Annotated in this window: 36 protein-coding genes; 30 read left to right on the plus strand and 6 right to left on the minus strand. The window is 34.9% G+C overall.

What is annotated here, in order from left to right; all coding sequences use genetic code 11:
- Positions 1-156: 156 nt before the first annotated feature.
- From AC0OM3_RS03990 to AC0OM3_RS04015, 6 genes are all read left to right on the plus strand, one after another.
- Complete coding sequence (locus AC0OM3_RS03990; protein WP_000735380.1) at positions 157-1,191, plus strand: CAP domain-containing protein; 1,035 nt, start codon at positions 157-159, stop codon at positions 1,189-1,191.
- Positions 1,192-1,377: 186 nt separating this feature from the next.
- Positions 1,378-1,815 (plus strand): YlbD family protein, encoded by a 438-nt coding sequence (locus tag AC0OM3_RS03995; protein ID WP_001143346.1) that lies wholly within the window; start codon positions 1,378-1,380, stop codon positions 1,813-1,815.
- Positions 1,816-1,826: 11 nt separating this feature from the next.
- Entirely contained in the window at positions 1,827-2,072 is a 246-nt protein-coding gene (locus tag AC0OM3_RS04000) for a YlbE-like family protein (RefSeq protein WP_001200990.1), read from the plus strand.
- A 76-nt stretch (positions 2,073-2,148) separates the two neighbouring features.
- On the plus strand, positions 2,149-2,721 hold the full coding sequence (locus AC0OM3_RS04005) for a histidine phosphatase family protein (protein WP_000134949.1): 573 nt from the start codon (positions 2,149-2,151) through the stop codon (positions 2,719-2,721).
- A 114-nt stretch (positions 2,722-2,835) separates the two neighbouring features.
- Positions 2,836-3,288, plus strand: coding sequence for a YlbF/YmcA family competence regulator (locus AC0OM3_RS04010; protein ID WP_000634363.1), 453 nt, complete (start codon positions 2,836-2,838; stop codon positions 3,286-3,288).
- A gap of 126 nt (positions 3,289-3,414) precedes the next feature.
- Positions 3,415-3,681 (plus strand): YlbG family protein, encoded by a 267-nt coding sequence (locus AC0OM3_RS04015; RefSeq protein WP_002082261.1) that lies wholly within the window; start codon positions 3,415-3,417, stop codon positions 3,679-3,681.
- 54 nt (positions 3,682-3,735) lie between these two features.
- Here AC0OM3_RS04015 and AC0OM3_RS04020 read toward each other — a convergent pair whose 3' ends face one another.
- Positions 3,736-4,125, minus strand: coding sequence for a DUF7147 family protein (locus tag AC0OM3_RS04020; protein ID WP_000616017.1), 390 nt, complete (start codon positions 4,123-4,125; stop codon positions 3,736-3,738).
- A 498-nt stretch (positions 4,126-4,623) separates the two neighbouring features.
- Here AC0OM3_RS04020 and rsmD point away from each other — a divergent pair, with 498 nt between their 5' ends.
- Both rsmD and coaD read left to right on the plus strand, forming a co-directional pair.
- Complete coding sequence (gene rsmD, locus AC0OM3_RS04025) at positions 4,624-5,190, plus strand: 16S rRNA (guanine(966)-N(2))-methyltransferase RsmD (protein WP_001266977.1); 567 nt, start codon at positions 4,624-4,626, stop codon at positions 5,188-5,190.
- Positions 5,187-5,678 carry a pantetheine-phosphate adenylyltransferase gene (gene coaD / locus AC0OM3_RS04030; protein ID WP_000200601.1) on the plus strand — a complete coding sequence of 164 codons (492 nt, stop codon included), beginning with the start codon at positions 5,187-5,189 and terminating at the stop codon, positions 5,676-5,678. Before rsmD ends, coaD begins: the two co-directional genes overlap by 4 nt.
- On the opposite strand, the gene ylbJ is transcribed toward coaD, so the two are convergent.
- Positions 5,670-6,899 carry a sporulation integral membrane protein YlbJ gene (gene ylbJ, locus AC0OM3_RS04035; RefSeq protein ID WP_000273081.1) on the minus strand — a complete coding sequence of 410 codons (1,230 nt, stop codon included), beginning with the start codon at positions 6,897-6,899 and terminating at the stop codon, positions 5,670-5,672. The genes coaD and ylbJ overlap by 9 nt on opposite strands.
- A gap of 113 nt (positions 6,900-7,012) precedes the next feature.
- Between ylbJ and AC0OM3_RS04040 the strand changes: the two genes are divergently transcribed.
- Positions 7,013-7,804 carry a patatin-like phospholipase family protein gene (locus tag AC0OM3_RS04040; RefSeq protein WP_000662590.1) on the plus strand — a complete coding sequence of 264 codons (792 nt, stop codon included), beginning with the start codon at positions 7,013-7,015 and terminating at the stop codon, positions 7,802-7,804.
- Positions 7,797-8,828, plus strand: a complete 1,032-nt coding sequence (locus AC0OM3_RS04045) for a SepM family pheromone-processing serine protease (protein ID WP_000476298.1) — start codon at positions 7,797-7,799, stop codon at positions 8,826-8,828. Before AC0OM3_RS04040 ends, AC0OM3_RS04045 begins: the two co-directional genes overlap by 8 nt.
- A gap of 15 nt (positions 8,829-8,843) precedes the next feature.
- On the opposite strand, the gene AC0OM3_RS04050 is transcribed toward AC0OM3_RS04045, so the two are convergent.
- Together AC0OM3_RS04050 and AC0OM3_RS04055 are read right to left on the minus strand one after the other, a co-directional pair.
- On the minus strand, positions 8,844-10,025 hold the full coding sequence (locus AC0OM3_RS04050) for a nucleotidyltransferase (RefSeq protein WP_002164157.1): 1,182 nt from the start codon (positions 10,023-10,025) through the stop codon (positions 8,844-8,846).
- A 194-nt stretch (positions 10,026-10,219) separates the two neighbouring features.
- Complete coding sequence (locus AC0OM3_RS04055; protein WP_100618354.1) at positions 10,220-11,350, minus strand: site-specific integrase; 1,131 nt, start codon at positions 11,348-11,350, stop codon at positions 10,220-10,222.
- A 216-nt stretch (positions 11,351-11,566) separates the two neighbouring features.
- Between AC0OM3_RS04055 and AC0OM3_RS04060 the strand changes: the two genes are divergently transcribed.
- From AC0OM3_RS04060 to AC0OM3_RS04080, 5 genes are read left to right on the plus strand one after another with little or no spacing between them, the layout of a single operon-like run.
- Entirely contained in the window at positions 11,567-12,586 is a 1,020-nt protein-coding gene (locus AC0OM3_RS04060; protein WP_098582755.1) for a restriction endonuclease, read from the plus strand.
- Positions 12,587-12,635: 49 nt separating this feature from the next.
- Positions 12,636-12,785 carry a hypothetical protein gene (locus AC0OM3_RS04065; protein WP_474211092.1) on the plus strand — a complete coding sequence of 50 codons (150 nt, stop codon included), beginning with the start codon at positions 12,636-12,638 and terminating at the stop codon, positions 12,783-12,785.
- 21 nt (positions 12,786-12,806) lie between these two features.
- A complete protein-coding gene (locus AC0OM3_RS04070) occupies positions 12,807-12,995 on the plus strand; it encodes a hypothetical protein (protein ID WP_029438037.1) in 189 nt (62 codons plus the stop codon).
- Between the two features lie 2 nt (positions 12,996-12,997).
- Positions 12,998-13,126, plus strand: coding sequence for a hypothetical protein (locus tag AC0OM3_RS04075; RefSeq protein WP_098582753.1), 129 nt, complete (start codon positions 12,998-13,000; stop codon positions 13,124-13,126).
- Positions 13,123-13,284 carry a hypothetical protein gene (locus AC0OM3_RS04080; RefSeq protein ID WP_170962333.1) on the plus strand — a complete coding sequence of 54 codons (162 nt, stop codon included), beginning with the start codon at positions 13,123-13,125 and terminating at the stop codon, positions 13,282-13,284. The genes AC0OM3_RS04075 and AC0OM3_RS04080 overlap by 4 nt, the downstream gene beginning before the upstream one ends.
- A 90-nt stretch (positions 13,285-13,374) precedes the next feature.
- Here the strand turns inward: AC0OM3_RS04080 and AC0OM3_RS04085 are convergent, their stop codons facing one another.
- Positions 13,375-13,719: a helix-turn-helix domain-containing protein gene (locus AC0OM3_RS04085; RefSeq protein ID WP_410255599.1), complete on the minus strand. Its 345-nt coding sequence runs from the start codon at positions 13,717-13,719 to the stop codon at positions 13,375-13,377.
- 437 nt (positions 13,720-14,156) lie between these two features.
- Here AC0OM3_RS04085 and AC0OM3_RS04090 point away from each other — a divergent pair, with 437 nt between their 5' ends.
- From AC0OM3_RS04090 to AC0OM3_RS04100, 3 genes are all read left to right on the plus strand, one after another.
- Positions 14,157-15,302, plus strand: coding sequence for an AimR family lysis-lysogeny pheromone receptor (locus AC0OM3_RS04090; protein WP_098582751.1), 1,146 nt, complete (start codon positions 14,157-14,159; stop codon positions 15,300-15,302).
- Between the two features lie 22 nt (positions 15,303-15,324).
- Positions 15,325-15,438 carry an ABC transporter ATP-binding protein gene (locus AC0OM3_RS04095; RefSeq protein ID WP_253829521.1) on the plus strand — a complete coding sequence of 38 codons (114 nt, stop codon included), beginning with the start codon at positions 15,325-15,327 and terminating at the stop codon, positions 15,436-15,438.
- 142 nt (positions 15,439-15,580) lie between these two features.
- Positions 15,581-15,763 (plus strand): hypothetical protein, encoded by a 183-nt coding sequence (locus AC0OM3_RS04100; RefSeq protein WP_474211093.1) that lies wholly within the window; start codon positions 15,581-15,583, stop codon positions 15,761-15,763.
- On the opposite strand, the gene AC0OM3_RS04105 is transcribed toward AC0OM3_RS04100, so the two are convergent.
- Positions 15,760-16,116: a helix-turn-helix domain-containing protein gene (locus AC0OM3_RS04105; RefSeq protein ID WP_001021266.1), complete on the minus strand. Its 357-nt coding sequence runs from the start codon at positions 16,114-16,116 to the stop codon at positions 15,760-15,762. The two genes, AC0OM3_RS04100 and AC0OM3_RS04105, sit on opposite strands and share 4 nt — an antisense overlap.
- Before the next feature lie 168 nt (positions 16,117-16,284).
- On the opposite strand from AC0OM3_RS04105, the gene AC0OM3_RS04110 reads away from it, so the two are divergent.
- The 12 genes from AC0OM3_RS04110 to AC0OM3_RS04165 all read left to right on the plus strand — a co-directional run bounded on the left by AC0OM3_RS04110 (position 16,285) and on the right by AC0OM3_RS04165 (position 20,988).
- The gene (locus AC0OM3_RS04110) at positions 16,285-16,479 is read left to right on the plus strand and encodes a helix-turn-helix domain-containing protein (protein WP_000935436.1); all 195 of its coding nucleotides are present in this window, start codon (positions 16,285-16,287) and stop codon (positions 16,477-16,479) included.
- A gap of 109 nt (positions 16,480-16,588) precedes the next feature.
- Positions 16,589-16,789 (plus strand): helix-turn-helix domain-containing protein, encoded by a 201-nt coding sequence (locus AC0OM3_RS04115; RefSeq protein WP_000284333.1) that lies wholly within the window; start codon positions 16,589-16,591, stop codon positions 16,787-16,789.
- 56 nt (positions 16,790-16,845) lie between these two features.
- Positions 16,846-17,010: a hypothetical protein gene (locus AC0OM3_RS04120; RefSeq protein ID WP_000390305.1), complete on the plus strand. Its 165-nt coding sequence runs from the start codon at positions 16,846-16,848 to the stop codon at positions 17,008-17,010.
- Between the two features lie 212 nt (positions 17,011-17,222).
- On the plus strand, positions 17,223-18,101 hold the full coding sequence (locus AC0OM3_RS04125) for a DnaD domain-containing protein (RefSeq protein WP_474211094.1): 879 nt from the start codon (positions 17,223-17,225) through the stop codon (positions 18,099-18,101).
- A complete protein-coding gene (locus tag AC0OM3_RS04130) occupies positions 18,049-18,912 on the plus strand; it encodes an ATP-binding protein (protein ID WP_474211095.1) in 864 nt (287 codons plus the stop codon). Before AC0OM3_RS04125 ends, AC0OM3_RS04130 begins: the two co-directional genes overlap by 53 nt.
- 2 nt (positions 18,913-18,914) lie before the next feature.
- A complete protein-coding gene (locus AC0OM3_RS04135; protein WP_474211096.1) occupies positions 18,915-19,109 on the plus strand; it encodes a hypothetical protein in 195 nt (64 codons plus the stop codon).
- 16 nt (positions 19,110-19,125) lie between these two features.
- Positions 19,126-19,404 (plus strand): AbrB/MazE/SpoVT family DNA-binding domain-containing protein, encoded by a 279-nt coding sequence (locus AC0OM3_RS04140; protein WP_474211097.1) that lies wholly within the window; start codon positions 19,126-19,128, stop codon positions 19,402-19,404.
- Positions 19,397-19,756, plus strand: a complete 360-nt coding sequence (locus AC0OM3_RS04145; protein ID WP_087997019.1) for a cell division protein SepF — start codon at positions 19,397-19,399, stop codon at positions 19,754-19,756. Before AC0OM3_RS04140 ends, AC0OM3_RS04145 begins: the two co-directional genes overlap by 8 nt.
- 18 nt (positions 19,757-19,774) lie before the next feature.
- On the plus strand, positions 19,775-19,942 hold the full coding sequence (locus tag AC0OM3_RS04150; RefSeq protein ID WP_000717826.1) for a DUF3954 domain-containing protein: 168 nt from the start codon (positions 19,775-19,777) through the stop codon (positions 19,940-19,942).
- Positions 19,943-19,967: 25 nt separating this feature from the next.
- On the plus strand, positions 19,968-20,219 hold the full coding sequence (locus tag AC0OM3_RS04155) for a hypothetical protein (protein WP_000109490.1): 252 nt from the start codon (positions 19,968-19,970) through the stop codon (positions 20,217-20,219).
- Positions 20,220-20,238: 19 nt separating this feature from the next.
- On the plus strand, positions 20,239-20,694 hold the full coding sequence (locus tag AC0OM3_RS04160) for a nucleoside triphosphate pyrophosphohydrolase family protein (RefSeq protein ID WP_098330765.1): 456 nt from the start codon (positions 20,239-20,241) through the stop codon (positions 20,692-20,694).
- Between the two features lie 39 nt (positions 20,695-20,733).
- The gene (locus AC0OM3_RS04165) at positions 20,734-20,988 is read left to right on the plus strand and encodes a hypothetical protein (protein ID WP_474211098.1); all 255 of its coding nucleotides are present in this window, start codon (positions 20,734-20,736) and stop codon (positions 20,986-20,988) included.
- The last annotated feature ends 37 nt before the right edge of the window (positions 20,989-21,025 follow it).

Raw genomic sequence — 21,025 nt, forward strand, 5'->3', positions numbered from 1 at the left:
AATAATAAGAAAGTGCAATTCATATTGAGAGAAAAGGGATAATCCAGACTTTTTTCACAAAAATATGATATAGTGAAAAGAGTACGGTACACACAAAAAGAAAGAAATGGATTTGTGTATATCTCAATTTTATGTTTTGTTCAGGAGGTATATCGTTTGAAGAAATTATTGCGTATCGTAATGATTACATTTTTAATTTTAGCTGTTGATTTATACGGGAAATTACTCGTTTCACAATATATATTAACCCCATCTCAATCAAAGCAAGAAAATAAAATTGTGAAAAAGAAAAAGCAAATGAAGGAAGACTCCCCAGATACTGTTTTAAATATGATTGGTGAAGACTCTGAAAACTTATTAGCGAAGTGGGGAGAACCCTCTCGAATAGAGCCATCTGCATACGGATATGAATGGTGGGTATACAACCAGGATTTAACTCAGTATGTTCAATTTGGAGTTTCTGAACGTAAAGTTGTAACGGCGTACGCAGCTGGTGAACAAGTTAAGGTTCTACCTTATTATATAAATGAAAAATATGAAGAAGTATATAAAAAAAGTCCGCTTTCGCATGAAATTTCATTAAAAAGAGGGAAAAATAGTTATCAATTTGAGCTATCTGATACCGAAGTCATGGAACAACCGTTAATACCTGTAGAAGATGGATGGGCGCAATTGTATTTTGATCAATTTACACATGAGCTTGTTGGTGTTCGTTATATGGATGATGAAACTTTATTACGCCAAAGACCGTATCAGCTCGTTTATTCAGGTGAATTAATAGCAGAACAACCATTGACTCCGGAAAAAATAAAACAAGTAGAAAATGGGAATATGCAACAAATTTTTGATTTAACAAATATCATTCGAAGTCGTCATAAATTACCATTACTAACATGGGATCAGGAAACAGCAGATGTTGCTGTTGGTCACAGTAAAGATATGAAAGACAATAATTATTTTTCTCATGACTCACCTACATTAGGTACGCTAGGAGATCGTTTGCAGCGCGGGAAAGTAGGATTTCAACTTGCTGGTGAGAACATAGCGGCGCAACATAGTGATGGAATTGCGGCAGTGCAAGGGTGGTTAAATAGTGAGGGGCATAGAAAGAATTTATTAAATGAACAATTTACAGGATTAGGTGTTGGTGTATACGATAAATTTTATACACAAAACTTTATTCGAAAATAAAGCGAAACTGTAAGCGGTGGGGTGTTACATCACCAAATTAGTTACTTCGTATTCACTGAATTGTAGGTGGGAATCTGACCGTATGCAAATAGGAGAAAAAAAGGTGCATGAATCGTCTAAAAATAGGCGAACCATGCGCCTTTTTTTTCTTACTATATAGTAGATATACATGGAGAGGTGAGGATTATGCCAACAACAAAAGGACCGTTACATCCATCGGTTCAACAGTTTAAAGAATTTGTAAACCATCACCCTAAAATGGTTCATGAGGTTAGAAGTGGTCACAAAACATGGCAACAATTTTATGAAGAATGGTACTTACTTGGTGAAGAGGACCCAATATGGGCAACGTATAGACCGGATGGAGCGCCTGCGTTTTCTTCGGTAAAAGAAAATAAAAAAGAAAAAGATAATCGAACTGAAGAGGAAAAAACTGCTGATGTGATGGGGCAAATGCTTTCTTTTTTTAAAAAGTTGGACGTGGAACAAATGCAGAACCATTTAGCTAATGTGACGAGTGCAATTGGGAGCGTGCAACAAGTTATTCAGCAATTTCAAGGTAACCGTACGCAGCAAGAGCAAAGTACTTCAGAAAATAACCCGTTTTTCTTTCAAAAGGATTAGGGGGAAAGATGATGAGAGCAGAAATTATGGAGTTTATAAAGGCTGATGAGGATTTATCTCGCTATATTAGAGAACAACCATACTGGTATAGAAAATTAACACGAAATCCTGAAGAAAAAGAGGCTTTTGAGTTAGCGGCGATGCAACATTTCAAAAAAACAATACCAGATAAAGTGGAAAAGTTTCAAAATCAATTGGCCGTTGCTTCGATTATGATTGATATGTTTCAGTATATGAAGCAACAAAATGCAACCTAATTGGAAGTGAAAAATATGTCCGTCATGCAGAACTTTTGTTACAATAGAGATTGATTATTTAAAAAGGAGTTGCAGCATGACGGAAATTTGTTTAGTACGACATGGACAAACTGATTGGAATTTTCAAGAAATTATTCAGGGACGAGAAGATATTCCGCTTAATGAAGTTGGTAAGAAGCAAGCGAGTCAAAGTGCAGCTGCTTTACAAAAAGAAACGTGGGATATCATTATAAGTAGCCCGTTAATTAGAGCGCAAGAAACGGCTAATGAAATTGCAAAGGCAGCTGGATTACAATCGATTTTATTAGATGAGCGATTTGTTGAACGGAATTTTGGGGAAGCTTCAGGGAAGCCGGTTGCGGCTGTTAGAGAGTTGATTGCTGAAGGTAAAGTAGAAGGTATGGAGCGAGATGAAGAGATTGTAGCTCGTTGCTTTGCTGCTTTAGAAGATGTTGCGACAACTCATTTTGGCAAACGTATTATTATTGTTGCTCACTCACACGCGATAAAAGCGATTTTACATGCCATTGAACCAGATGAAATTACATTTAAGACACCATTAAAAAATGCGTGCATTAGTTATGTGAAACAAAATAGTGGAAAATGGGATGTTCTTAAATATAATATAGCGGAACATATTAATGTATAAGTGTGTACGGATATAGTGTAAAAATAGTTTCATTATATCTTTCTTTTGAGTAAGTCACTTCAATTAGTAGTTCTAATCTAAATGTGGTATGATGGATACTCGGAGGTGTCTCTCATGATTGTAGCGACGCTAGAAAGCGTATTAATATTAGATAAGGCAGAGCAGCTTGCAAAAGCGATTATCTGTTCAGATATAGCAGAAGATTATCGTAAGTATTATAGAGAATTACATGAAGATATGGAACTTCAGAAGCTAATTCAGCAATTTACAGCGATGAAAGAACGGTATGAGGAAGTACAGCGTTTTGGAAAATACCATCCTGACTATACTACCGTTTCGATGAAAATGAGAGAATTAAAGCGTTCTGTGGACTTACATGATAAGGTTGCAGCTTTTAAAAGAGCAGAAACTGCTTTGCAGAAGTTATTAGACGAAGTTAGTGTAGCAATCGGTTCGGAAGTGTCTGCTTCCATTAAAGTGCCAACAGGAAATCCATTCTTTGATGCTGGTGGCTGTGGTGGAGGTTGTGGTACTGGCGGAGGTTGTGGTTGTAAAAAAACGGGGTGATGTACCCCGTTTTTTAGAAGTTGGAAGAAAACGTATACAGAGTTTGTCCTGTAATGTTATAAATTTCTGATCGGTTTTCATAGAATATAAAATATATGTTTTTAAAAGGAGAAGATGGAGAAGATTATGTTCGGGCAACGACAAAGTATGATTGTTTATTTACATTCATTGAAACATGCCAAGATTTTAAGGAAATATGGTAACATACATTACATATCAAAACGATTAAAATATGCTGTAGTATATTGTGATATGGAACAAATTGAGCATATGATGCATAAGTTGAACAAACTTCCTTTTGTGAAAAAGATAGAACAGTCGTATCGCCCGTATTTAAAAACGGAATTTGAAAATTCCCGTCCTGATCGAGCAAAAGAATACGATTATAGCTAATAGAAAAAATCCCCTGCTAAATTTAGCGGGGGATTTTTCACTTGAAATAACGTGTTATTTCATCGGAGGAATGAAATTGTTCATTCGTAAAATACCAATTAAATGATTAAAAAATAGTTCTTTTTCTGGGAAAGTTGTAGATGGTTTTACAGTAAAGGTAGCCACTTTTTTCCCAAGTTGTTCTGCCGTTTCTTCAAATAAAATGACACGTTTACTTTTTTTATTTTCAAATACAGGAATGCCTTCACGACATATGTATAATGGTTGGAAATCACCAGTAGTAGTTGGTTTTAATATTACAACAAGCGAACACACTTTTTTATCGTTTTTTATCGTTTCAAATTGTAACATATGTGCTATACGTTCTTGATTTGTTTTGGCAATTTCAAGTAATTCATATAAATCAGAGTAGCCTTCTCCAAGTTCTATAAAGCGTTGAATCATATCTTTTCCTCCTCTTTCTTTTACTGTACCATTTCACTTTTTAAATGAAAAGCACACAAAGAAAAAAAACCCTGCATAGCAGGGCCCTTCTTATACTAGCATGTACTAGTAAGAAGGCAAAGGGAGAGGAGAAACCGGAGGAAGAACTTATGGGGAAACGTAAGTCTTCTCCGCGGTTGGCAACAACATCGAAGGTGATGTTGTTATAATTATTTATGTCCAATCTAAATGAAGATATACATAATGAAATTAAATTTTATGTTGGGCTTTTTATTTTTCTTTTTTTTATTTTGTGATAGGATAAAAAAGATAAAGTGGAACTAATATACATATTGGGTTCATATTAGTGAATGATGAGATGAATATATATAAATAACGAGAGGTTATTTAAGGCCGAGTTTTCCTATAGTTAGGTGAATGTGGTTTGTTAGCGGTTACCGAAGTGGAAATGGCTTTCAATAATCCCTCGATAGATTGAAATAAAGGTAGTGACAACAGATGAGAGTAGTTTCAGGAAAATGTAAAGGACACCCACTTAAAGCGGTTCCTGGTAATACAACACGTCCAACGACAGATAAAGTAAAAGAATCTATTTTTAATATGATAGGTCCTTATTTTGATGGTGGTATCGCCCTTGATTTATTTGGTGGTAGCGGTGGTCTTGGAATTGAAGCTTTGAGCAGAGGGATCGATAAAGCAATTTTTGTTGATCGGGATAGTAAAGCGATAAAAGTAATTCATCAAAATTTAGAAAGTTGTAGAATACAGGAACAAGCTGAAGTATATCGAAATGATGCGGAACGTGCAGTAAAGGCGTTAATAAAACGTGAAATGTCATTCGATCTTATATTAATAGATCCTCCATATAAAGAGCAAAAAATTGTATCTTTAATTAGTGTAATGGATCAACATGGATTGCTGCATAGTGATGGATTAATTATGGCAGAGCATGGTAATGATGTGGTTTTACCTAATTCAATAGGTAGGCTTGTAAAAGTACGAGCTGAGAATTATGGGATTACTGCAATATCGATTTATAAGTATGAAGGTGAGGGGACAGAATGACAAGTATAGCTATTTCTTCAGGAAGTTTTGATCCAATTACCCTTGGGCATCTGGATATTATTAAAAGGGGAGCAAAAGTATTTGATGAAGTGTACGTAGTCGTTTTAAACAATTCATCAAAAAAACCATTCTTCTCAGTTGAAGAGCGATTAGAACTAATTCGAGAAGCGACAAAAGATATCCCGAATGTAAAAGTAGATTCGCATAGTGGGCTATTAGTAGAGTATGCAAAGATGCGTAATGCAAATGCAATATTACGTGGTTTACGAGCAGTTTCTGATTTTGAATATGAGATGCAAATTACTTCTATGAATCGAAAATTAGATGAAAATATTGAAACATTTTTTATTATGACAAACAACCAATATTCATTTTTAAGTTCGAGTATTGTGAAAGAAGTTGCGAGGTATGGAGGAAGTGTAGTAGATCTTGTACCTCCTATTGTAGAGCGTGCTTTAAAAGAAAAGTTTCAAACCCCGTTAAAGTGAACGGGGTTTTTCTTTATACGTGCGCAAAAATAATAAAATTACATATAAGTATAGACAAAATAATGTGAAAATTGGTCCGTAATGTATAAAAGATGTCCAAATTTCATGTAGTATAGAAGGGTGCTTGGATAAAAATACAGGAATATCTTGTGGCATAGGTGAGAAAGAACTCACTTTCTCATAAAACGGTGTCCAAAATACAAATGTAAAAATAGGGGCAAGGATACTTTGAATAATTCGTGCGAAAAAATAGGGTTTAAATCTGATATCTGTTTCAGCTAATATGCTAGCAATTTGTGCCTGAATAGAAAGACCGCTAAATGCTAAAATGAAGCTTGTTACCATAGCTTGTTGTAAGAGCGGTGTTTCATTTATTTGACTAATCATTTGGCTTCCGAGTGTCATTTCGAAAATACCTGATAATATAGGTATACTAAAATCTGTACTTAGTTGGAAGAATGATAAAATATATTGCATAATAAAAGAAAGAGCTGCTGTAATGTGGAATACAGTAATCATTTTATTTAACACAGAGAATAAAATAATAAATCCACCAATCATAAGTAATGTTTGAATAGAAGAAACAATAGCATCCCCAAGTAATTTACCAATTGGTCTTTTTTCTTGTAAGCGCGTCTCGTGGAGAATTAAAAAAGGGTTTTGAAAACGACGTTTTTTTGTAGTGTGTGTATTATTTTTGTAAGCGGTATTATCGCCGTGAAAACGCATAATTAATCCGACAGCAAAGTTACTGAAATAATGGGCAGCGGCTAATATAATTCCTAATTTCGGATTATTAAAAAAACCGATAGAAACAGCACCGAAAATAAAAAGTGGATTAGAAGAATTTGTGAAAGAAACGAGGCGCTCCGCTTCAATCTGAGTTAAAAGATTGCTTTTTCGTAGTCTAGCGCTTAATTTGGCGCCTGCAGGGAAACCAGAAGCCATTCCCATCGCCCAAACAAATCCGCCTATCCCTGGAACGCGAAAAAGTGGGCGCATGAGTGGTTCTAATATAACGCCAATAAATTTTACAACACCGATACTAATTAGAAGTTCCGCAATGATGAAAAACGGTAGTAGTGAAGGGAATACAACTTCCCACCATATATTTAACCCGCGAATAGAAGCTTGCAAAGCGGCTTGGGGGTGGAGTACAAGAGAAAAGGTTAAAAATAGCGTTGATATGGTAAGGAAAGCGGTTTTCCATTTTTCATACATGTAAGTAAATCCCCCTTTGTCCCAAAAAACGTTCATTTCAGTATACGTGGATACGTAGTGAATTTAGACCATAAGTATGAAAAAGGAATGAAAAAAATTAAAGGGTGAGAAAAATGAAAGAACCAAAGATTGGTTTAGCACTTGGGTCTGGAGGAGCGAAAGGGTTTGCTCATATTGGTGTAATAAAGGTTTTAAGGGAAGCGGGTATCCCTATTCACATGATTGCAGGAAGTAGTATGGGGGCGTTAATAGGTACGTTTTATGCGGCGAGTAGTAACGTTGAAAGATTGTATAAATTGGCATCTGTTTTTAAGCGGAAGTATTATTTAGATTTCACGGTACCGAAAATGGGATTTATTGCTGGAAAACGTGTCAAAGATATGATTAAAATGTTTACATATAATAAAAATTTAGAAGAGTTAGATATCCCGACGGCTGTTGTGGCTACTGACATATTGAAGGGGGAAAAAGTGGTTTTTACAAGTGGGCCAGTTGCAGATGCGGTGAGGGCTAGCATATCTGTTCCTGGAGTGTTTGTACCAGAAAAAATAGATGGACGATTATTAGTGGATGGTGGAGTCATTGATCGCATCCCAGTATCGGTTGTGAAAGAGTTAGGGGCCGATATTGTTATCGCTGTTGATGTATCTCCAATTAAGGTGAATGGCGATGTTACGTCCATTTATGACGTAATCATGCAAAGTATTGAAATTATGCAGCATGAGCTTGTAATGAATCGGCAAATTGCATCGGATTTAATGATGCGACCAGCTGTAGAGCAATTTAGTTCACGTGCTTTTACAAACATTGAAGATATTATTCGAGTTGGAGAAGTAGAAGCAGAAAAACATGTTTCAAATATTTATTTATTAATTGAGCAGTGGAAGGAGAAACATAATGTTTAAGCGTTTTCGGTTTATATATGCAATCTTAATAGGGGTTATATTGGCGATGTTACTTGTTTACGTACGTTTACCGTATTATGTAACAAAACCAGGAATGGCTGCCAAATTAGAGCCTTACGTTCAAGTTGAGGGTGGAACGAAAGAATCTGGTGATTTTATGCTTGTTACGGTTTCAATGGGACCAGCAAATGTGGTGAATTTAATAGCGGCACAGTTTAATAAATATACACATATTTCGAAAGCGGAAGAAATATTGCAAAAAGGTGAGAGTGATGAAGAATATCAATTTCGCCAAAATTATGCGATGAAAGATTCACAAAATGCAGCAATTTATAATGCATATAAACGTGCAAATCGCTCAGTATCTTTTGAAAATAAAGGTGTATTAGTTGCTGGTGTGGCAAAAGGAATGCCGTCAGAAGGAAAGCTTAAGCTTGGTGATGTTATTATAGCTGTTGATGGAAAGACATTTGAAAAGACGGAGCAATTTATTGAATATATGACTGGAAAAAAAGAAAGCGATGCTGTAAGTATTGAGTACATGAGAAATGGAAAACAATTGAAAGAGAATTTAAATGTAAAGACGATTCCTAATGGGAATGGACGTGTCGGTATAGGTGTTTCTATCGTTACGGAAAGAGAATTAGTGGTCGATCCGAAAGTGAAAATTAATTCTCATGAAATTGGTGGACCATCTGCAGGTTTAATGTTCACATTAGAAATATATAATCAACTTGTGGAAGAAGACTTAACCAAAGGACATGAAATAGCTGGAACAGGTACAATTAATGAAAAAGGAGAAGTGGGCCCGATTGGTGGTATAAATCAAAAAGTGGTGGCTGCTAGCGATGCCGGGGCTGAAGTGTTCTTTGCGCCAAATGAAAAAGGTGCGGAGAAATCGAACTATAAAGATGCACTTGAGACTGCAAAGGATATTAAAACAAAAATGAAAATTGTACCAGTAGATACGCTGGATGATGCGTTAACATATTTAGAAAAGATGGATAAGGAAAAACCTCTCTGAAATAGAGAGGTTTTTTTATAGGAATTTTGTAGATGTTTCATCATAGCGAATAGGATGGTGTGTTATATCCTGTTTTAATAGTTGCGTGCGTAACGGTTCGTGCATGATGGAGAAATATACAGAGTTTGCTTTTTTCTCTATATCTAAAGCGGCATGGTCAAATGTTTTTGTATGAGTAAGGATTGGAAGTTCGATTTTTTTCTTGTTTTTTGAAAGATAAGTTTGTCCTTTTTGTGACATGCCTAGCAGGCGAATATATGGTGCGTGTTGTTCTATATTTGCGCTACGTATTTCCTCTTTTGTTGTGTTTGTTAAAATGTGTGTACAAGCTCTTTGTAATCTAGTCCATGTATAACGTTTTGTTTTTAATGCTTCCATGAATGAATAGAAGGAGGAACTGTTTTGTATTTTTGATAAAATACGATGCTCTAAACCTTCTTCTATTTCATATATATGTCGTAAGTCCCCTGGAGACATCGTCATGAGTTTATATTTGAAAAATGAAAAGTATTGTTCCCAATTATGTAATATCCCGTAGTTTTGTTTGTAATTTGCTAAAAGCGAAGTGGTTGCCTGTGGGAGAAAAGGTTCAATTGCTGTAAATGATCCTTCTTCGCTAAAGAGTTGTTTTCGGATGCTTGTCGCGCTTGCAATATGTTGGTCACTAAATGTTTCATCATGATAATGAGCGGCAAATCTTTTTATAGTTTGAGCTTGTATAGAGCTATTTTGTGACAGGATTGCTTTCATATATTGGAAGCCTAAAATATTATTTGGTTGTGACATATCTATGTTTTTTTCGGATGTTAAAATGTGTGAGAAAGCATCCGATGTTGCTTTTGCATAACTATTACCAGCGCCCATGAATTGTTTTACAAGGCAGTTAAAAGTCTCTTCTTCGTTTTTTTGTACGGAGATGGTATTATAAAAATTTTCGATTTGTCCATCCTCACTACCGAAACAAATTTCAGAAACACGTAGAGCATTTAAAATGGAAATAGCACCATTTGCGAAGGTTTCAGCCTTTTGTGTTGCAAAGACGTATGGAAGCTCTACAACAAGGTCTACGCCGTTTGCTAAGGCCATTTTAGTGCGATACCATTTGGAAATGAGTGAGGGCTCACCACGCTGTAAAAAAGGACCACTCATAACGGCAATTATTATATCGGATTGTGTTAACTTTTTTGTCTGTTGCACATGATAAAGATGACCGTTATGAAAAGGGTTATATTCAACAACAATACCACCAACTTTTATGGTAATCTCTCCTTTCGATGTAGCATCTTTTTGAAAAACGTGATACTCTATATATTATTTACTATGATGACTTCATTATAGTGTAAAGAAAAAACTTACACTATAAATGCATTATACCACTTGTTATACGGGTTTTAATCCTCTTCATTTTCAACAATGACCACATTTTGACCACTTCGACCACTTTTTAATACATTTCCTAGCATTTCAGTTACTTCAATTTGACGCTCTTCATAAACATCAGTATAAATATTTAAAGTTGTAGAAACATTTGTATGACCAAGCAATTTTGAAACAACCTTTGCATTTGCGCCAGAATCGATTAAAATAGTTGTAAACGTTCTTCGGATATCGTGGAATCTAATATACGGTACGTCAATTGCTTCGCACAAAGCTTTCATTTGGTAGCGTATCGTATATGGATGCACGATTTTTTTATTTCTTGTGCAAATTAATAAGTCGAAAGAATTCTCCTTCTTATGACTTTGATACTCTAACAATTCTCCCATTAATTCTTCTGTCATCGGGATTATACGATTAGATGCTTCAGTTTTTGTCTCACCTAATTCATACTTTCCATCAACAAGCGTTAATGTTCTTTGTACATGAATAGTCTTGTTTTTGAAATTAATATCATCCCACTGTAAAGCTAATACTTCTCCGATCCGCATGCCTGTATGCAACGCTAAAACAAACGCAATATAATAGCTTCCTTGTATTTTTGCATACTCCATAAACTTCATGGCTTGTTCAACTGTCCAGCTAGCTTGCGACTTCTTTTTAACTTTAGGCCGTTTAGCTTTCTTAGCAGGATTAGAGTTAATCATTTCTAGTTCTACGCCTTTATCGAGGATTTGTTTTAACATAACATCAACAGATGAAATGTATTTCGTAGTTAGACCCTCTTTAAGTAGCTTCTGGTGAAAATTATGAACAGTCAATGGTTTTATATCTGATAATCTCTTTTCACCAAATTCAGGCATAACACGTGAGCGTAGAATGCGTTTGTATTGATACAATGTTGATGGTCTACATGATGATTCTTTCTCTTGCATCCAGATTTCTACGAGCTGAGAAAAGCGAATATCACTATTCTCGTAATCCCCATTTGCTAAATCATTTGTTACTCTTGCCACTTCTTCTTGAGCAGCTTTCTTTGTTTTAAAGCCACCTTTAGTGACTTGTTTCCGTTTACCTGTGATAGGGTCTTTGCCGACATCCATGGTAAAAGACCACTTCTCACCACGTTTACGAAAGTATGCCATGATTTTTCACCTCGTCATAATCGTTTTCTAGATACAAGCTGTGATATATGGTAGTGGTATAAGAAATGATAGCATGCAAGCCTAATTTCTGTAAAAGGAAATTTACAGATATAGAAGATGCAAGATATAATTATTATAAGAAGATATAGCGGTATTTGTAATGACACAATGAGTTTAATTAATTCGAGTTAAGTATTTAAACAAGGAGGGGCTTACATGGGAGCTATATGGACTAAAAGAAGCCAGTTGATAGGGAACACGGGTGAAATAGTGGGGTATAAATCAGGATTAGGTTTAACACGTGAGGAATTCGAAGATATAATACCTGAGCAATTTCACAACATTTGGTTTGGAGAAGGTCAAGAAACAATAAGAATTAGAGCAGAATCATATGAAAGCTTGATTAATCATTTACTATATAAGGTTGGAAACATTGAAACTCCAAGTAGTATGCCTGCTACTATTGCACTTTTCAAGAAGTATGAGAATAACCCAGAGTCTTTAGAAATGTATATGGTTTTATATCCATTGTTTATAGAATCTTTAAACAAAGCAATTGCTGTAGCGAAAGTATCGAAGAATAAGACAATTGACCCTAGGCCGTTTGTAGAATTAGCTAGAAAGAAATATGGATTAGCAGGAATAGAAATGGCGGTGGAAATGTTTGAAAGTACAAATTTAGAGTTACATAAAAGTCCATGGGGACTGTTTAGGCAAGTTAATTGGAAAAATACTGCACAGCTAAGAGAATTATTCGAAAGTGAATCTTTAGAAACTTTATACGGGAAATTTATTGACCAGCGATATATTGACTATTTAAGTCATAATTTTGATTCAATTGGTGAAATAAATTGGAGGAAATTTGAAGCTTTGACATGTGAGTTCTTTGAGAAGCAGGGGTATTACGTTGAAATAGGTGAAGGAAGAGATGATGACGGAATAGATGCAAGAGTTTGGTTAAAGGAAAATGATATGTCAGGACCTCCAACTATCCTGATTCAATGTAAGAGACATAAAGCGAAGATTGAAAAAATGGTAGTGAAATCTCTTTGGGCAGATATTGAACATTATGGTGCTGAATCTGGTCTTATTGTAACAACAAGTTCTCTTTCACCTGGTGCTGAAATGACATGTTCAGCTAGAAATTATCCAATTACTCAGGCTAATCGGGAAACATTAAAAGATTGGATTAATGTAATGAGAACTCCATATAAAGGTATTTTTTTAGCAGAATAGTTTCATGTTTTTTTAGAGTTATATTTTATAAATGAAAGGAGGGGAAAATATGGAGGAATTCACAAAGGACCCTGGTGGTCACAGAGTAGCTGATCCTGGCGTAGGTTGGCATAACGAACCAGGCGGTGGCGGTTGGAAATATGACGAAGATCCAGGAACAGGGTGGAAACCAATTTATGATCCGGGGACAGGTGTATAAAAGAAAGGGGAGAGTGAGATTATGAAAAGCTACATAAAAGACCCAGGAGGTTCAAAGGTAATTTCTGATCCAGGAGGAGCAGGTGGAAGTCCATTAGTACTTGATCCAGGTAATGGGGGCGCAGGATTAAAAATAGAACCAGGTGGACATAGAATGAACGAGCCAGGTGGTGGAGGTTTAAAAAATAATACTGATCCAGGAGGATGGTAATTATGTTATTACACTCTAAAGAATCACAGAAACCTGGTACAGGATGGAAGTTATACGATCCGGGGACAGGAGTGGGTATTTTCGATCCAGGTGGTGGATGGCGAAAAGAACCGGGAGGTTTAAGAAAATGAAAAGAGATAACTTTGATCCAGGCGGTTTAGGTGGAAGTCAATTGAAGTATGACCCAAATCCGTGTGGAGGGGATTGGAAAGATCCAGGTGGCGGAATGGGTATGTATGATCCTGGGGCAGGGGGAGGATACATAAAAGATCCAGGCACAGGAATATAAAAAAAGAGAGCTAAGTGCTCTCTTTTTTTGTTGATAAAAATTTGTTAATTTTTACCGTTGCGATTGGAAATGTTTTCTACTACAATCGACTCATAACAGCTCGTTATGAGTTTTAAGGAACTTTGCATATAATACGAGTTGTTTACAGAATTGCTCTCGTTGAGATTCATCCAGGCCTGCGAAAACCGTTTGAATTTCATCGAGAGCATTTGCTATGTTCTTTTCGTGTAGTGTACTCGTTCTACCCATTAACGCATCAACAGAAACACCTAAATATGTTGCAATGCGATCGAGAGTGTCAAGGTCAGGTTGATTATAGTTAATTTCTAAATTGCCAACTTGACTACGACTTAACTGGACTTTTTCACCGAACTCTGATTGAGTAAGGGAACGACTTGCTCTAAACTTTTTTAAATTTTCTCCAAATGTATTCATAGTTTTAGTATAAATACATGAGAATTTTTAGACTATACATGTCACGAAATTTGTCTTTATAATAGTAAATATCACTTAAATTGACATTCGAATGAAAAACATATAGAACAAACGTTCTTTTGGTGGTAAAATATTCTTAATGAAAAATAGAATTTTTTAAAAAAACTTTCTCAACATGATTTGACCATAATCAGAACGAACATTCTAAATCTTATGATAAACTGAATTTAGCGAAAGAAGGAATAAAAAAAGACCCACGGTGTTATAGATGTGAGGCCACACAGCTATAACATTTAACCCTAGCCTAGATAGGGAAAGTTTCCATGAGTCAGTACATAGTATAGCATACTTCATAAGTGTAAAGAAAATTATGATTCATTTTCCTATTGAGAAAAAAGGGATATGTTTTGGGTTCTGATTTGGGAGGGAATTTTAGAATGAAGAGCTTTATCAAGAACTTACAGGAGCATATCAATTATCTTAAGTTGGATGTTGGTACATTAGCTAAAAAAGCAGAGATTGATAGAACTAATCTTAATAGGATTTTAAATGGGAAAATTAAAGAAATGAAGTTGGAGTCATTCTTATTAATTGCTCCCGACTTGTATCCAAATTGGAAGGAACGTAGAAAGAAAATTAGAGAATTTATATTGCTTTGCCAGAGTGATTTAAACATAAAAAAGGCACTGTCTTACTGCCAAACAGTCGGTGAGTATCAATTAATGAAAAAATTAATTAAAAAACATATTAGCAGCGATAAAAAAGGGAAAATAAACAAATATCTACATTTGTATGATTTATACAATCAAAGAAATTTGAACAAATTAGAAGGAGAAGAATTGCAAAGGAAATTAGATGAATTACCATACTCTAAAAATGTAGACTATCAAATAATAGTAGACATGTTACATGGGTTTGCGCTGTATGATAGTAGTAATTTCATGGCTATGGTCCCGTATTCTAAAAAGATCGATCAAAACTTACCATTAGTAGAGAATGCATTTATAAAAAAACATTTGGATTTGCAACATGATGATCGTAAGTCTCATATTAATTTGTTTAGTAATAAAACAAAAGAATGCAGGGACATTTGTAATAGTATAATAAAATCCGCTCCAGAAGATTCAGTTATAAAGGCTAAAGCGTTGAGTTGCTTAGGGGAGTCTTTTATACTTGAAAATCCTTTTCAAGCGGAAACGTACTTTTTAGAAAGCCTAAAATTAATAAAAAGCTTAGGTATTACTACTTATAGTAAAATGTATCGTGCAGTTCATAGCACATTAGCTTTTTTGCGAATTGAGTATGGAATAAATGTAGATAAAATAGATTGGGATTTTGTAGGAGAAGCGGAAAAAGCTTTCTTTGATGCTAAATTCGGTTCAGGAGTTAAAGCTAGAGCGTATTTTGAAGACTTGAAAAAACAAGGAAAAACTTTGTCCGCATTTAAATTATATTATTTATTTTTTGTAGATAGAAATGATATAATGGTTCTCAAAGAGGCTTTAGAAAAATTCGCTAATAATGGGAATGTATTCTATTCAAATTTGGTAACACGTCTTTTAATTAAAGAGGGAGTGAAGTAGGTTGAAAAAAGTTATTCTTACAATGATATGTGTTTTAGGACTACTAGGAGTAGTTGAACAAAACAAAGATACTTCACAAGCACATTCAAGTAAAGTAGAAACTACATATCTAATGGTTGATCCAGGAACTCATTAGAAATTTATAAATTATTTTTCAAGACGCTACTACTAAGTAGCGTCTTGAGTGCTTTTTAAGGGGTATGCATTTTTGAAAAACGTTACAAAAATGCACAGTTTGTTAAAAAAATCACATAGTTATTGGGATGGGGGAGTTCGTATTGTTAATAAGTGGCGAAGAAAAAATAAAATCCATGATTAAATATTTATTAAGGGATAAAGTCTCAGAAAATGACACTCTTCATGCATTGAAAGAAATACATAAACAAGGGTTCATTACTGATAATGAATTAAGTGAAGTCATGCAGCAAATGGAACCAAAAAAAGGACTAGCCTCATGCTAATCCTTTTTTTCTTGTTTTAACATTCTTTGGATAGCTACTTCTAAAAGCGCTTTGACGCTTTCGATTTCCTCAGGAGAAAGCTTTCTTCCATCCCAATGCAATTCATCACTTTCAAATATTTCTTTTATATTATTGCTACTTTTAATGGAATTATCGCTTTTCCCGAATAAGTAATCAATGGGAACATTGAAGAAATCAGCTAATTTTTCAATGTTCTCGCGTGAGGGGATTTTTGTCCCTTTTTCATATTTGGAAATAGTTTGCTTGCTCACACCAATATTTTCGCCTATTTTTTCTTGTGTTAGTTTTCGTTCTTTTCTTAACTCGAATATTCTCTCCCCTATGATATTCATCTATAACATCCTTTCGCGCTACTTGTAAAAAAGTATCTAGTTTAAATGTAACAATGAGTAGCCCTAATGGCAACGTAAAAATAAAAAATAAATTTTCGAAAATAAAAAGTTGCCTTTGGGGCTACTTTTGGTTATACTAAGTTTAGAAGTTGAAGGTGGTGACTTAAAATGCTAAATACACAACGAATTAAATCTCTAAGACAAAAAAATGGTTATTCTTTAGAATACGTTTCAAAGGCTTTAGGTCTGAAATTCAAACGTTCTTATCATAACGTTGAAAAAGGAGAATCAGGATTATCAGTAGAGAAACTAAAAAAACTTTCGGAACTTTATGGTGTATCAATTAGTGATCTAATAAAGTGAGAGAGATTTTTTTTACAATCTCAGTCGCCCTAAGGACTACAATTAAGGGCGACATTATAAGATAGTGTATCCATATTTAGACTTAAAAAAATGATTGGAGTGAAAAAACATGTACCAAATTAAACAACTACCATTTTCACTGAAAGCGGAGGATGTACAGGAATTCTTAAATATTTCTCGATCAGCCGCATACGCACTTATGAAGAGAAAGGACTTCCCAACAATTGTAATTGGAAAAAGCAAACGCGTTAAAGCGGAAGACTTTCTTAAATGGGTAGAAGCACAAAAGGTGGGAACAAATGCTAGTTAAAATAGAATTTCAGGTTTTTAACAAAATTACCGTTTGATAAATAAGGAGGTGATTTAGTGGAAGATACAACATCATTAGTCATATTTGCAATGTTAATCGCATGCGGTTCATGGTTACTTTACATCACTTATGAGCCAATAAAACAATGGGCTTGGAGTGACGTAGAACAAAATAAAAAGACCCATGGCAGTGGGTCCTTTAAGAAAAAACACTTGTTATAAGTATATCACGGAAAGTAGGGAAATAGTACATGCGTTTAACTAAATATCAAGTGCTATTACCTAATAAATTCTGGAACTTAGCAGAGAGCAAGGACGAATTAAAGGAAATGATTGAACAGTATTTCAAAGTTGGTTATCCGCATTATGAAATTCAACGAATAATCAGAAGTGGACAAGCATATGTGGCAGTTTGTATTAGGAGGTAAATATTTATGGCAAACGTAGTAACTGAAATTGGTGGATTAAATTTCAAAGGTAATGTAGTGGATCATGAATGGTTTAATTACATCACTTTTAGTAATGGTAAGCCTCACATTGTAGCAATTATGGTATTGAGTGAAATCGTCTATTGGTATCGTCCTACAGTTATTCGAGATGAATATACTGGCAAGGTTACTTATAAGAAAAAATTCAAATCAGATAAGTTACAAAAGAGTTATCAGCAATTAGCAGAAACATTTGGATTTTCAAAACTACAAGTTAAACGAGCTTGTGACTTATTAGTGGATATGAACTTAATCGTAATCGAATTTAGAACAATTATTGTAAATGAAATCACTTTAAATAATGTAATGTTCGTTGAGCCTAAAGTAAGTGAAATAAAAAGCATATCAAGTATGTATCAACAAGTCGAAGAAGACCCTGTTGACTTTGAAGTAAAGAGGGTAGTTACTTCAAAATCAGGTACCTCTTCACATGAAAGTAATGAAGCTCCTGACTTTAAAGTAAAGACAAATACAGAGATTACTACAAAGAATACTACAGAGAATGTAAGTAGTAGTAGCATCTTCTCTTTCTACGAAAATAATTTCGGTATTTTAAATTCATTCATAGCCGAAAGTATTTCGCAATGGGTAAACGATACAAGCGAAGAACTTGTACAAGCGGCTATGGAGCGTGCTTTGAAACAGCAGAAGAAATGGAATTATGCTGAGGGCATTTTAAAACAGTGGGTAAATAAAAACATTCGTACTTTAGCTGATGTGAATGCAGCAGAAATAGAGTTTAAAAACAAAGGTAAAAAAGGAGAGAAAAACAATGCAAGCGTTAGGAAAAACAGTAGCTTCATCGAAAAATACGATTTTGAGTAAATTTGCTCAAAGTTATGTGTTGTCTCCTAATAGATGTACAAATGTTTTCTTGGTCGGGAAAGACAAAATTAAAGACGTTTGTAATAAACGCTTACTTATAGATACAAAAACAAATGAAGAGTTTTGTCCACAATGTAGATCGGTAGAGCAAGAGGACCAGCAACTTGCAAAAGAAACACTGGCTATTAAGAAGAAAAACGAAATTATTCATTTATACGATTCGTTTTCAGATAACAGCCTTATTAATCCTAAATTGAAAAAAGCAACATTTGATAGTTACACACCACCTACACAGGAACTAGCAAATGCAAAAGAAGTAATGATGGATTTCGCTAGAAATTTTGATCCTAACAAATCAGAAAGCATTGTAATAACAGGTGACTATAGAGTCGGGAAGAGTCATTTATGTGTAGCGGCTACAAAAGAAATTATGAGAAAAGGCTACAGCGCAATGTTTATAGAAATGAACGCACTCTTTACAAAAATAACATCTACTTGGAATAAAAATAGCGAGTTAACAGAGGACAAGCTAATGTCTATTCTAGCAAATGTAGATGTACTTATATTAGATGACTTTGGAGCTGAGTTCACGGAAAAAGATGCTGAGGGAGTTACTTGGAAGAAAACGAAAACAAAAGACATTCTCGAGCGTAGGCTAGGCAGAACAAACTTATTTACAACAAACTTTGGAGTTATGGAGTTAGCTGGCATGTACGGAGAGCGTGAGTTTAGTCGGATTATGGAAGATACACAAGTTTTGAAAATGAAAGGTGAGAACTACAGTTTGCGTAACTTCAAAAAGGAGGAATAAGCATGTGTGTATTATGTCATGATACAGGAATTGTTCGTAAAGAAACTTATCCAGGTGTGATTGAAACAAAAGGTTGTAATTGTGAAGTGGCAATACAGCAGCAAGAAGACAACGATAAGCGTTGGAAAGCATGGTTAATCAAATTTGAATCAATGAAACAAGAGTTGCAACGGAATCAACAACAAAAAGTAAGTTAATAAGGGGGAGCGAAATATGAAAAATACAGGCGTTACAAGAAAAGTGGACGAGCTAGGGCGTGTAGTAATTCCGGTTGAGTTACGCAGGACTTTAGGGATTGCTGAAGGTACAGCATTAGGCTTTCATGTTGAAGGGGAAAACATTGTTTTAAGAAAACACGAAAAGTCATGTTTTGTAACTGGCAAAGTTTCTGAATCAAACATTGAATTGCTGGATGGAAGAATGTTTCTAAGTAAAGAAGGAGCAACTGAATTACTGGACATTCTTGAAAAGAGTGAAATGGCACATGGCTAAACAACTAAATATTTTCGATGTAGAGCCAGCAATTTGTGAGTTTGATGTAATGAAAGCCAATGTTAAGAAAGGAACTGGACGCAATACATATGCTGATGTACGCGTCCAGGTTCCAAAGAATGCAAAGTGTACAGATGAGTTACCACGCACAACTAAACAAGATGATCGCTATGACATCTTTGAACAATATGTAATGGCAATATGGAGATTTCAAAGAGCTGTAGATAAATTTTTTAGTTGGGATACAGCTGAAGAATTGTGTAAGGCAGCAAGGGATAAAAAAGAAATAATTCCGGTACGGGTTTACTTAGGGAGTGGATTTAAACCTGATGTTGTCGAGTACATGCGGTAGTAAAAGGGAGAGGGATATATGAAAAAAATAGAAATTGATGTTAGCAGCAACAAACTTTTAATAGTGAAGGACGGAAATGTTACAGCAGTCAATCCACCAATGAGCGGATTCGGTGAGCAAGTTGCGGTTTGGGTAAACGGTAAAGTTGATCGTGTGGATACTAAGTTTACTGAAAAGATAAAATAATCATTTTTAGAAAGTAGGTTCGCTTATGAGTGTAGCAAGAAATCATGAAGCGATGAAGGAATCACGTTTAAAAATATACATCGCTTTAGAAGAAGCTAACTTCATTTGGGATGAAAGAGATGTAGTACGGTTTCGTGAAATGTGGAGTCAAGGTATGAGCTTACCGAAGATGGCAAAAGCGTTAAGGAGACACCAAGCGGAAGTTGCGCTTCTTGTAATAGATCAAGCGGATAAGTATTTAATTGAAAATCGTCCGATAGGATTAGGAATTTGCTAAATAGGAAGGGGAAATCAAAATGAAAGAAATGAAAAACGGTGTTTTGGAAGTAACTAAATTAATCAGTAAATCAAAGGAAGGACAAGCCTTAATGAACAACAATCAAATTTGTGAATTAGATCAATATCAAGAAGCGGCATTACGTACATGGAATACAAATCAGGATTTTGGTGGACGTGTTTTAAATGCAGCATTAGGACTTTCAGGAGAATCTGGTGAGGTTGCTGATATTGTAAAAAAAGCTATTTTCCATGGCCATGGATTTGATCCGGCTCATTGTTTAGGAGAGGAAAACGGGAATACCCATAAATTAGCTTTAGAGTTGGGGGACATCTTGTACTATCTCTCCATTATGGCCCACGAAATGGGGTATACCTTAGAAGATATTGCTCAAATGAATATCGCAAAATTAGCTAAAAGGTATCCGGATGGTTTTAGTCGAGAAGCAAGTCAAGCACGTGTAGATGTAAAGTAAGACCAAATTTGAATTTTATTAAATAAGGAGAGATGGGAAATGGGAAAAGTAGAAATCACAGTAGAAGAAAGAATTAAAAGGAAAATATCTTATGATTTTATCTTGCCAGAGAATGTATCTGAAAATCAGATGAATATCATAATTGCCCGTGTAGAAAGTCGTTCGGATTGTGCAGATGATGTTGTACATTTGTTGCAAAAAGAAATACCTGGTTTAAAAGTAAGAAAAATAGATGAAACAGATTTGAATTTTGATGATGCTGAAATAATTAGTTATGACATAAAAGATAACTAAACAAAAGCGTTATTTTAATTAAAAGAGCACCTAACAT

Source organism: Bacillus sp. FAU20 (assembly GCF_056033865.1).

Coding starts and splice junctions, on each gene's coding strand:
- AC0OM3_RS04020 (WP_000616017.1), bottom strand. CDS start 4,125: ATGATTCAACGCTTTATAGAACTTGGAGAAGGCTACTCTGATTTATAT.
- AC0OM3_RS04090 (WP_098582751.1), top strand. CDS start 14,157: ATGAAGAGCTTTATCAAGAACTTACAGGAGCATATCAATTATCTTAAG.
- AC0OM3_RS04145 (WP_087997019.1), top strand. CDS start 19,397: ATGGCTAAACAACTAAATATTTTCGATGTAGAGCCAGCAATTTGTGAG.
- AC0OM3_RS04060 (WP_098582755.1), top strand. CDS start 11,567: ATGGGAGCTATATGGACTAAAAGAAGCCAGTTGATAGGGAACACGGGT.
- AC0OM3_RS04005 (WP_000134949.1), top strand. CDS start 2,149: ATGACGGAAATTTGTTTAGTACGACATGGACAAACTGATTGGAATTTT.
- AC0OM3_RS04040 (WP_000662590.1), top strand. CDS start 7,013: ATGAAAGAACCAAAGATTGGTTTAGCACTTGGGTCTGGAGGAGCGAAA.
- AC0OM3_RS04135 (WP_474211096.1), top strand. CDS start 18,915: ATGTGTGTATTATGTCATGATACAGGAATTGTTCGTAAAGAAACTTAT.
- AC0OM3_RS04055 (WP_100618354.1), bottom strand. CDS start 11,350: ATGGCATACTTTCGTAAACGTGGTGAGAAGTGGTCTTTTACCATGGAT.
- AC0OM3_RS03995 (WP_001143346.1), top strand. CDS start 1,378: ATGCCAACAACAAAAGGACCGTTACATCCATCGGTTCAACAGTTTAAA.
- AC0OM3_RS04085 (WP_410255599.1), bottom strand. CDS start 13,719: ATGAATACATTTGGAGAAAATTTAAAAAAGTTTAGAGCAAGTCGTTCC.
- AC0OM3_RS04010 (WP_000634363.1), top strand. CDS start 2,836: ATGATTGTAGCGACGCTAGAAAGCGTATTAATATTAGATAAGGCAGAG.
- AC0OM3_RS04015 (WP_002082261.1), top strand. CDS start 3,415: ATGTTCGGGCAACGACAAAGTATGATTGTTTATTTACATTCATTGAAA.
- AC0OM3_RS04065 (WP_474211092.1), top strand. CDS start 12,636: ATGGAGGAATTCACAAAGGACCCTGGTGGTCACAGAGTAGCTGATCCT.
- AC0OM3_RS04140 (WP_474211097.1), top strand. CDS start 19,126: ATGAAAAATACAGGCGTTACAAGAAAAGTGGACGAGCTAGGGCGTGTA.
- AC0OM3_RS04105 (WP_001021266.1), bottom strand. CDS start 16,116: ATGAATATCATAGGGGAGAGAATATTCGAGTTAAGAAAAGAACGAAAA.
- AC0OM3_RS04150 (WP_000717826.1), top strand. CDS start 19,775: ATGAAAAAAATAGAAATTGATGTTAGCAGCAACAAACTTTTAATAGTG.
- AC0OM3_RS04125 (WP_474211094.1), top strand. CDS start 17,223: ATGGCAAACGTAGTAACTGAAATTGGTGGATTAAATTTCAAAGGTAAT.
- AC0OM3_RS04075 (WP_098582753.1), top strand. CDS start 12,998: ATGTTATTACACTCTAAAGAATCACAGAAACCTGGTACAGGATGGAAG.
- rsmD (WP_001266977.1), top strand. CDS start 4,624: ATGAGAGTAGTTTCAGGAAAATGTAAAGGACACCCACTTAAAGCGGTT.
- AC0OM3_RS04165 (WP_474211098.1), top strand. CDS start 20,734: ATGGGAAAAGTAGAAATCACAGTAGAAGAAAGAATTAAAAGGAAAATA.
- AC0OM3_RS04045 (WP_000476298.1), top strand. CDS start 7,797: ATGTTTAAGCGTTTTCGGTTTATATATGCAATCTTAATAGGGGTTATA.
- AC0OM3_RS04000 (WP_001200990.1), top strand. CDS start 1,827: ATGAGAGCAGAAATTATGGAGTTTATAAAGGCTGATGAGGATTTATCT.
- AC0OM3_RS04130 (WP_474211095.1), top strand. CDS start 18,049: ATGCAAGCGTTAGGAAAAACAGTAGCTTCATCGAAAAATACGATTTTG.
- ylbJ (WP_000273081.1), bottom strand. CDS start 6,899: ATGTATGAAAAATGGAAAACCGCTTTCCTTACCATATCAACGCTATTT.
- AC0OM3_RS04080 (WP_170962333.1), top strand. CDS start 13,123: ATGAAAAGAGATAACTTTGATCCAGGCGGTTTAGGTGGAAGTCAATTG.
- AC0OM3_RS04160 (WP_098330765.1), top strand. CDS start 20,239: ATGAAAGAAATGAAAAACGGTGTTTTGGAAGTAACTAAATTAATCAGT.
- AC0OM3_RS04155 (WP_000109490.1), top strand. CDS start 19,968: ATGAGTGTAGCAAGAAATCATGAAGCGATGAAGGAATCACGTTTAAAA.
- coaD (WP_000200601.1), top strand. CDS start 5,187: ATGACAAGTATAGCTATTTCTTCAGGAAGTTTTGATCCAATTACCCTT.
- AC0OM3_RS04095 (WP_253829521.1), top strand. CDS start 15,325: ATGATATGTGTTTTAGGACTACTAGGAGTAGTTGAACAAAACAAAGAT.
- AC0OM3_RS04070 (WP_029438037.1), top strand. CDS start 12,807: ATGAAAAGCTACATAAAAGACCCAGGAGGTTCAAAGGTAATTTCTGAT.
- AC0OM3_RS04110 (WP_000935436.1), top strand. CDS start 16,285: ATGCTAAATACACAACGAATTAAATCTCTAAGACAAAAAAATGGTTAT.
- AC0OM3_RS04115 (WP_000284333.1), top strand. CDS start 16,589: ATGTACCAAATTAAACAACTACCATTTTCACTGAAAGCGGAGGATGTA.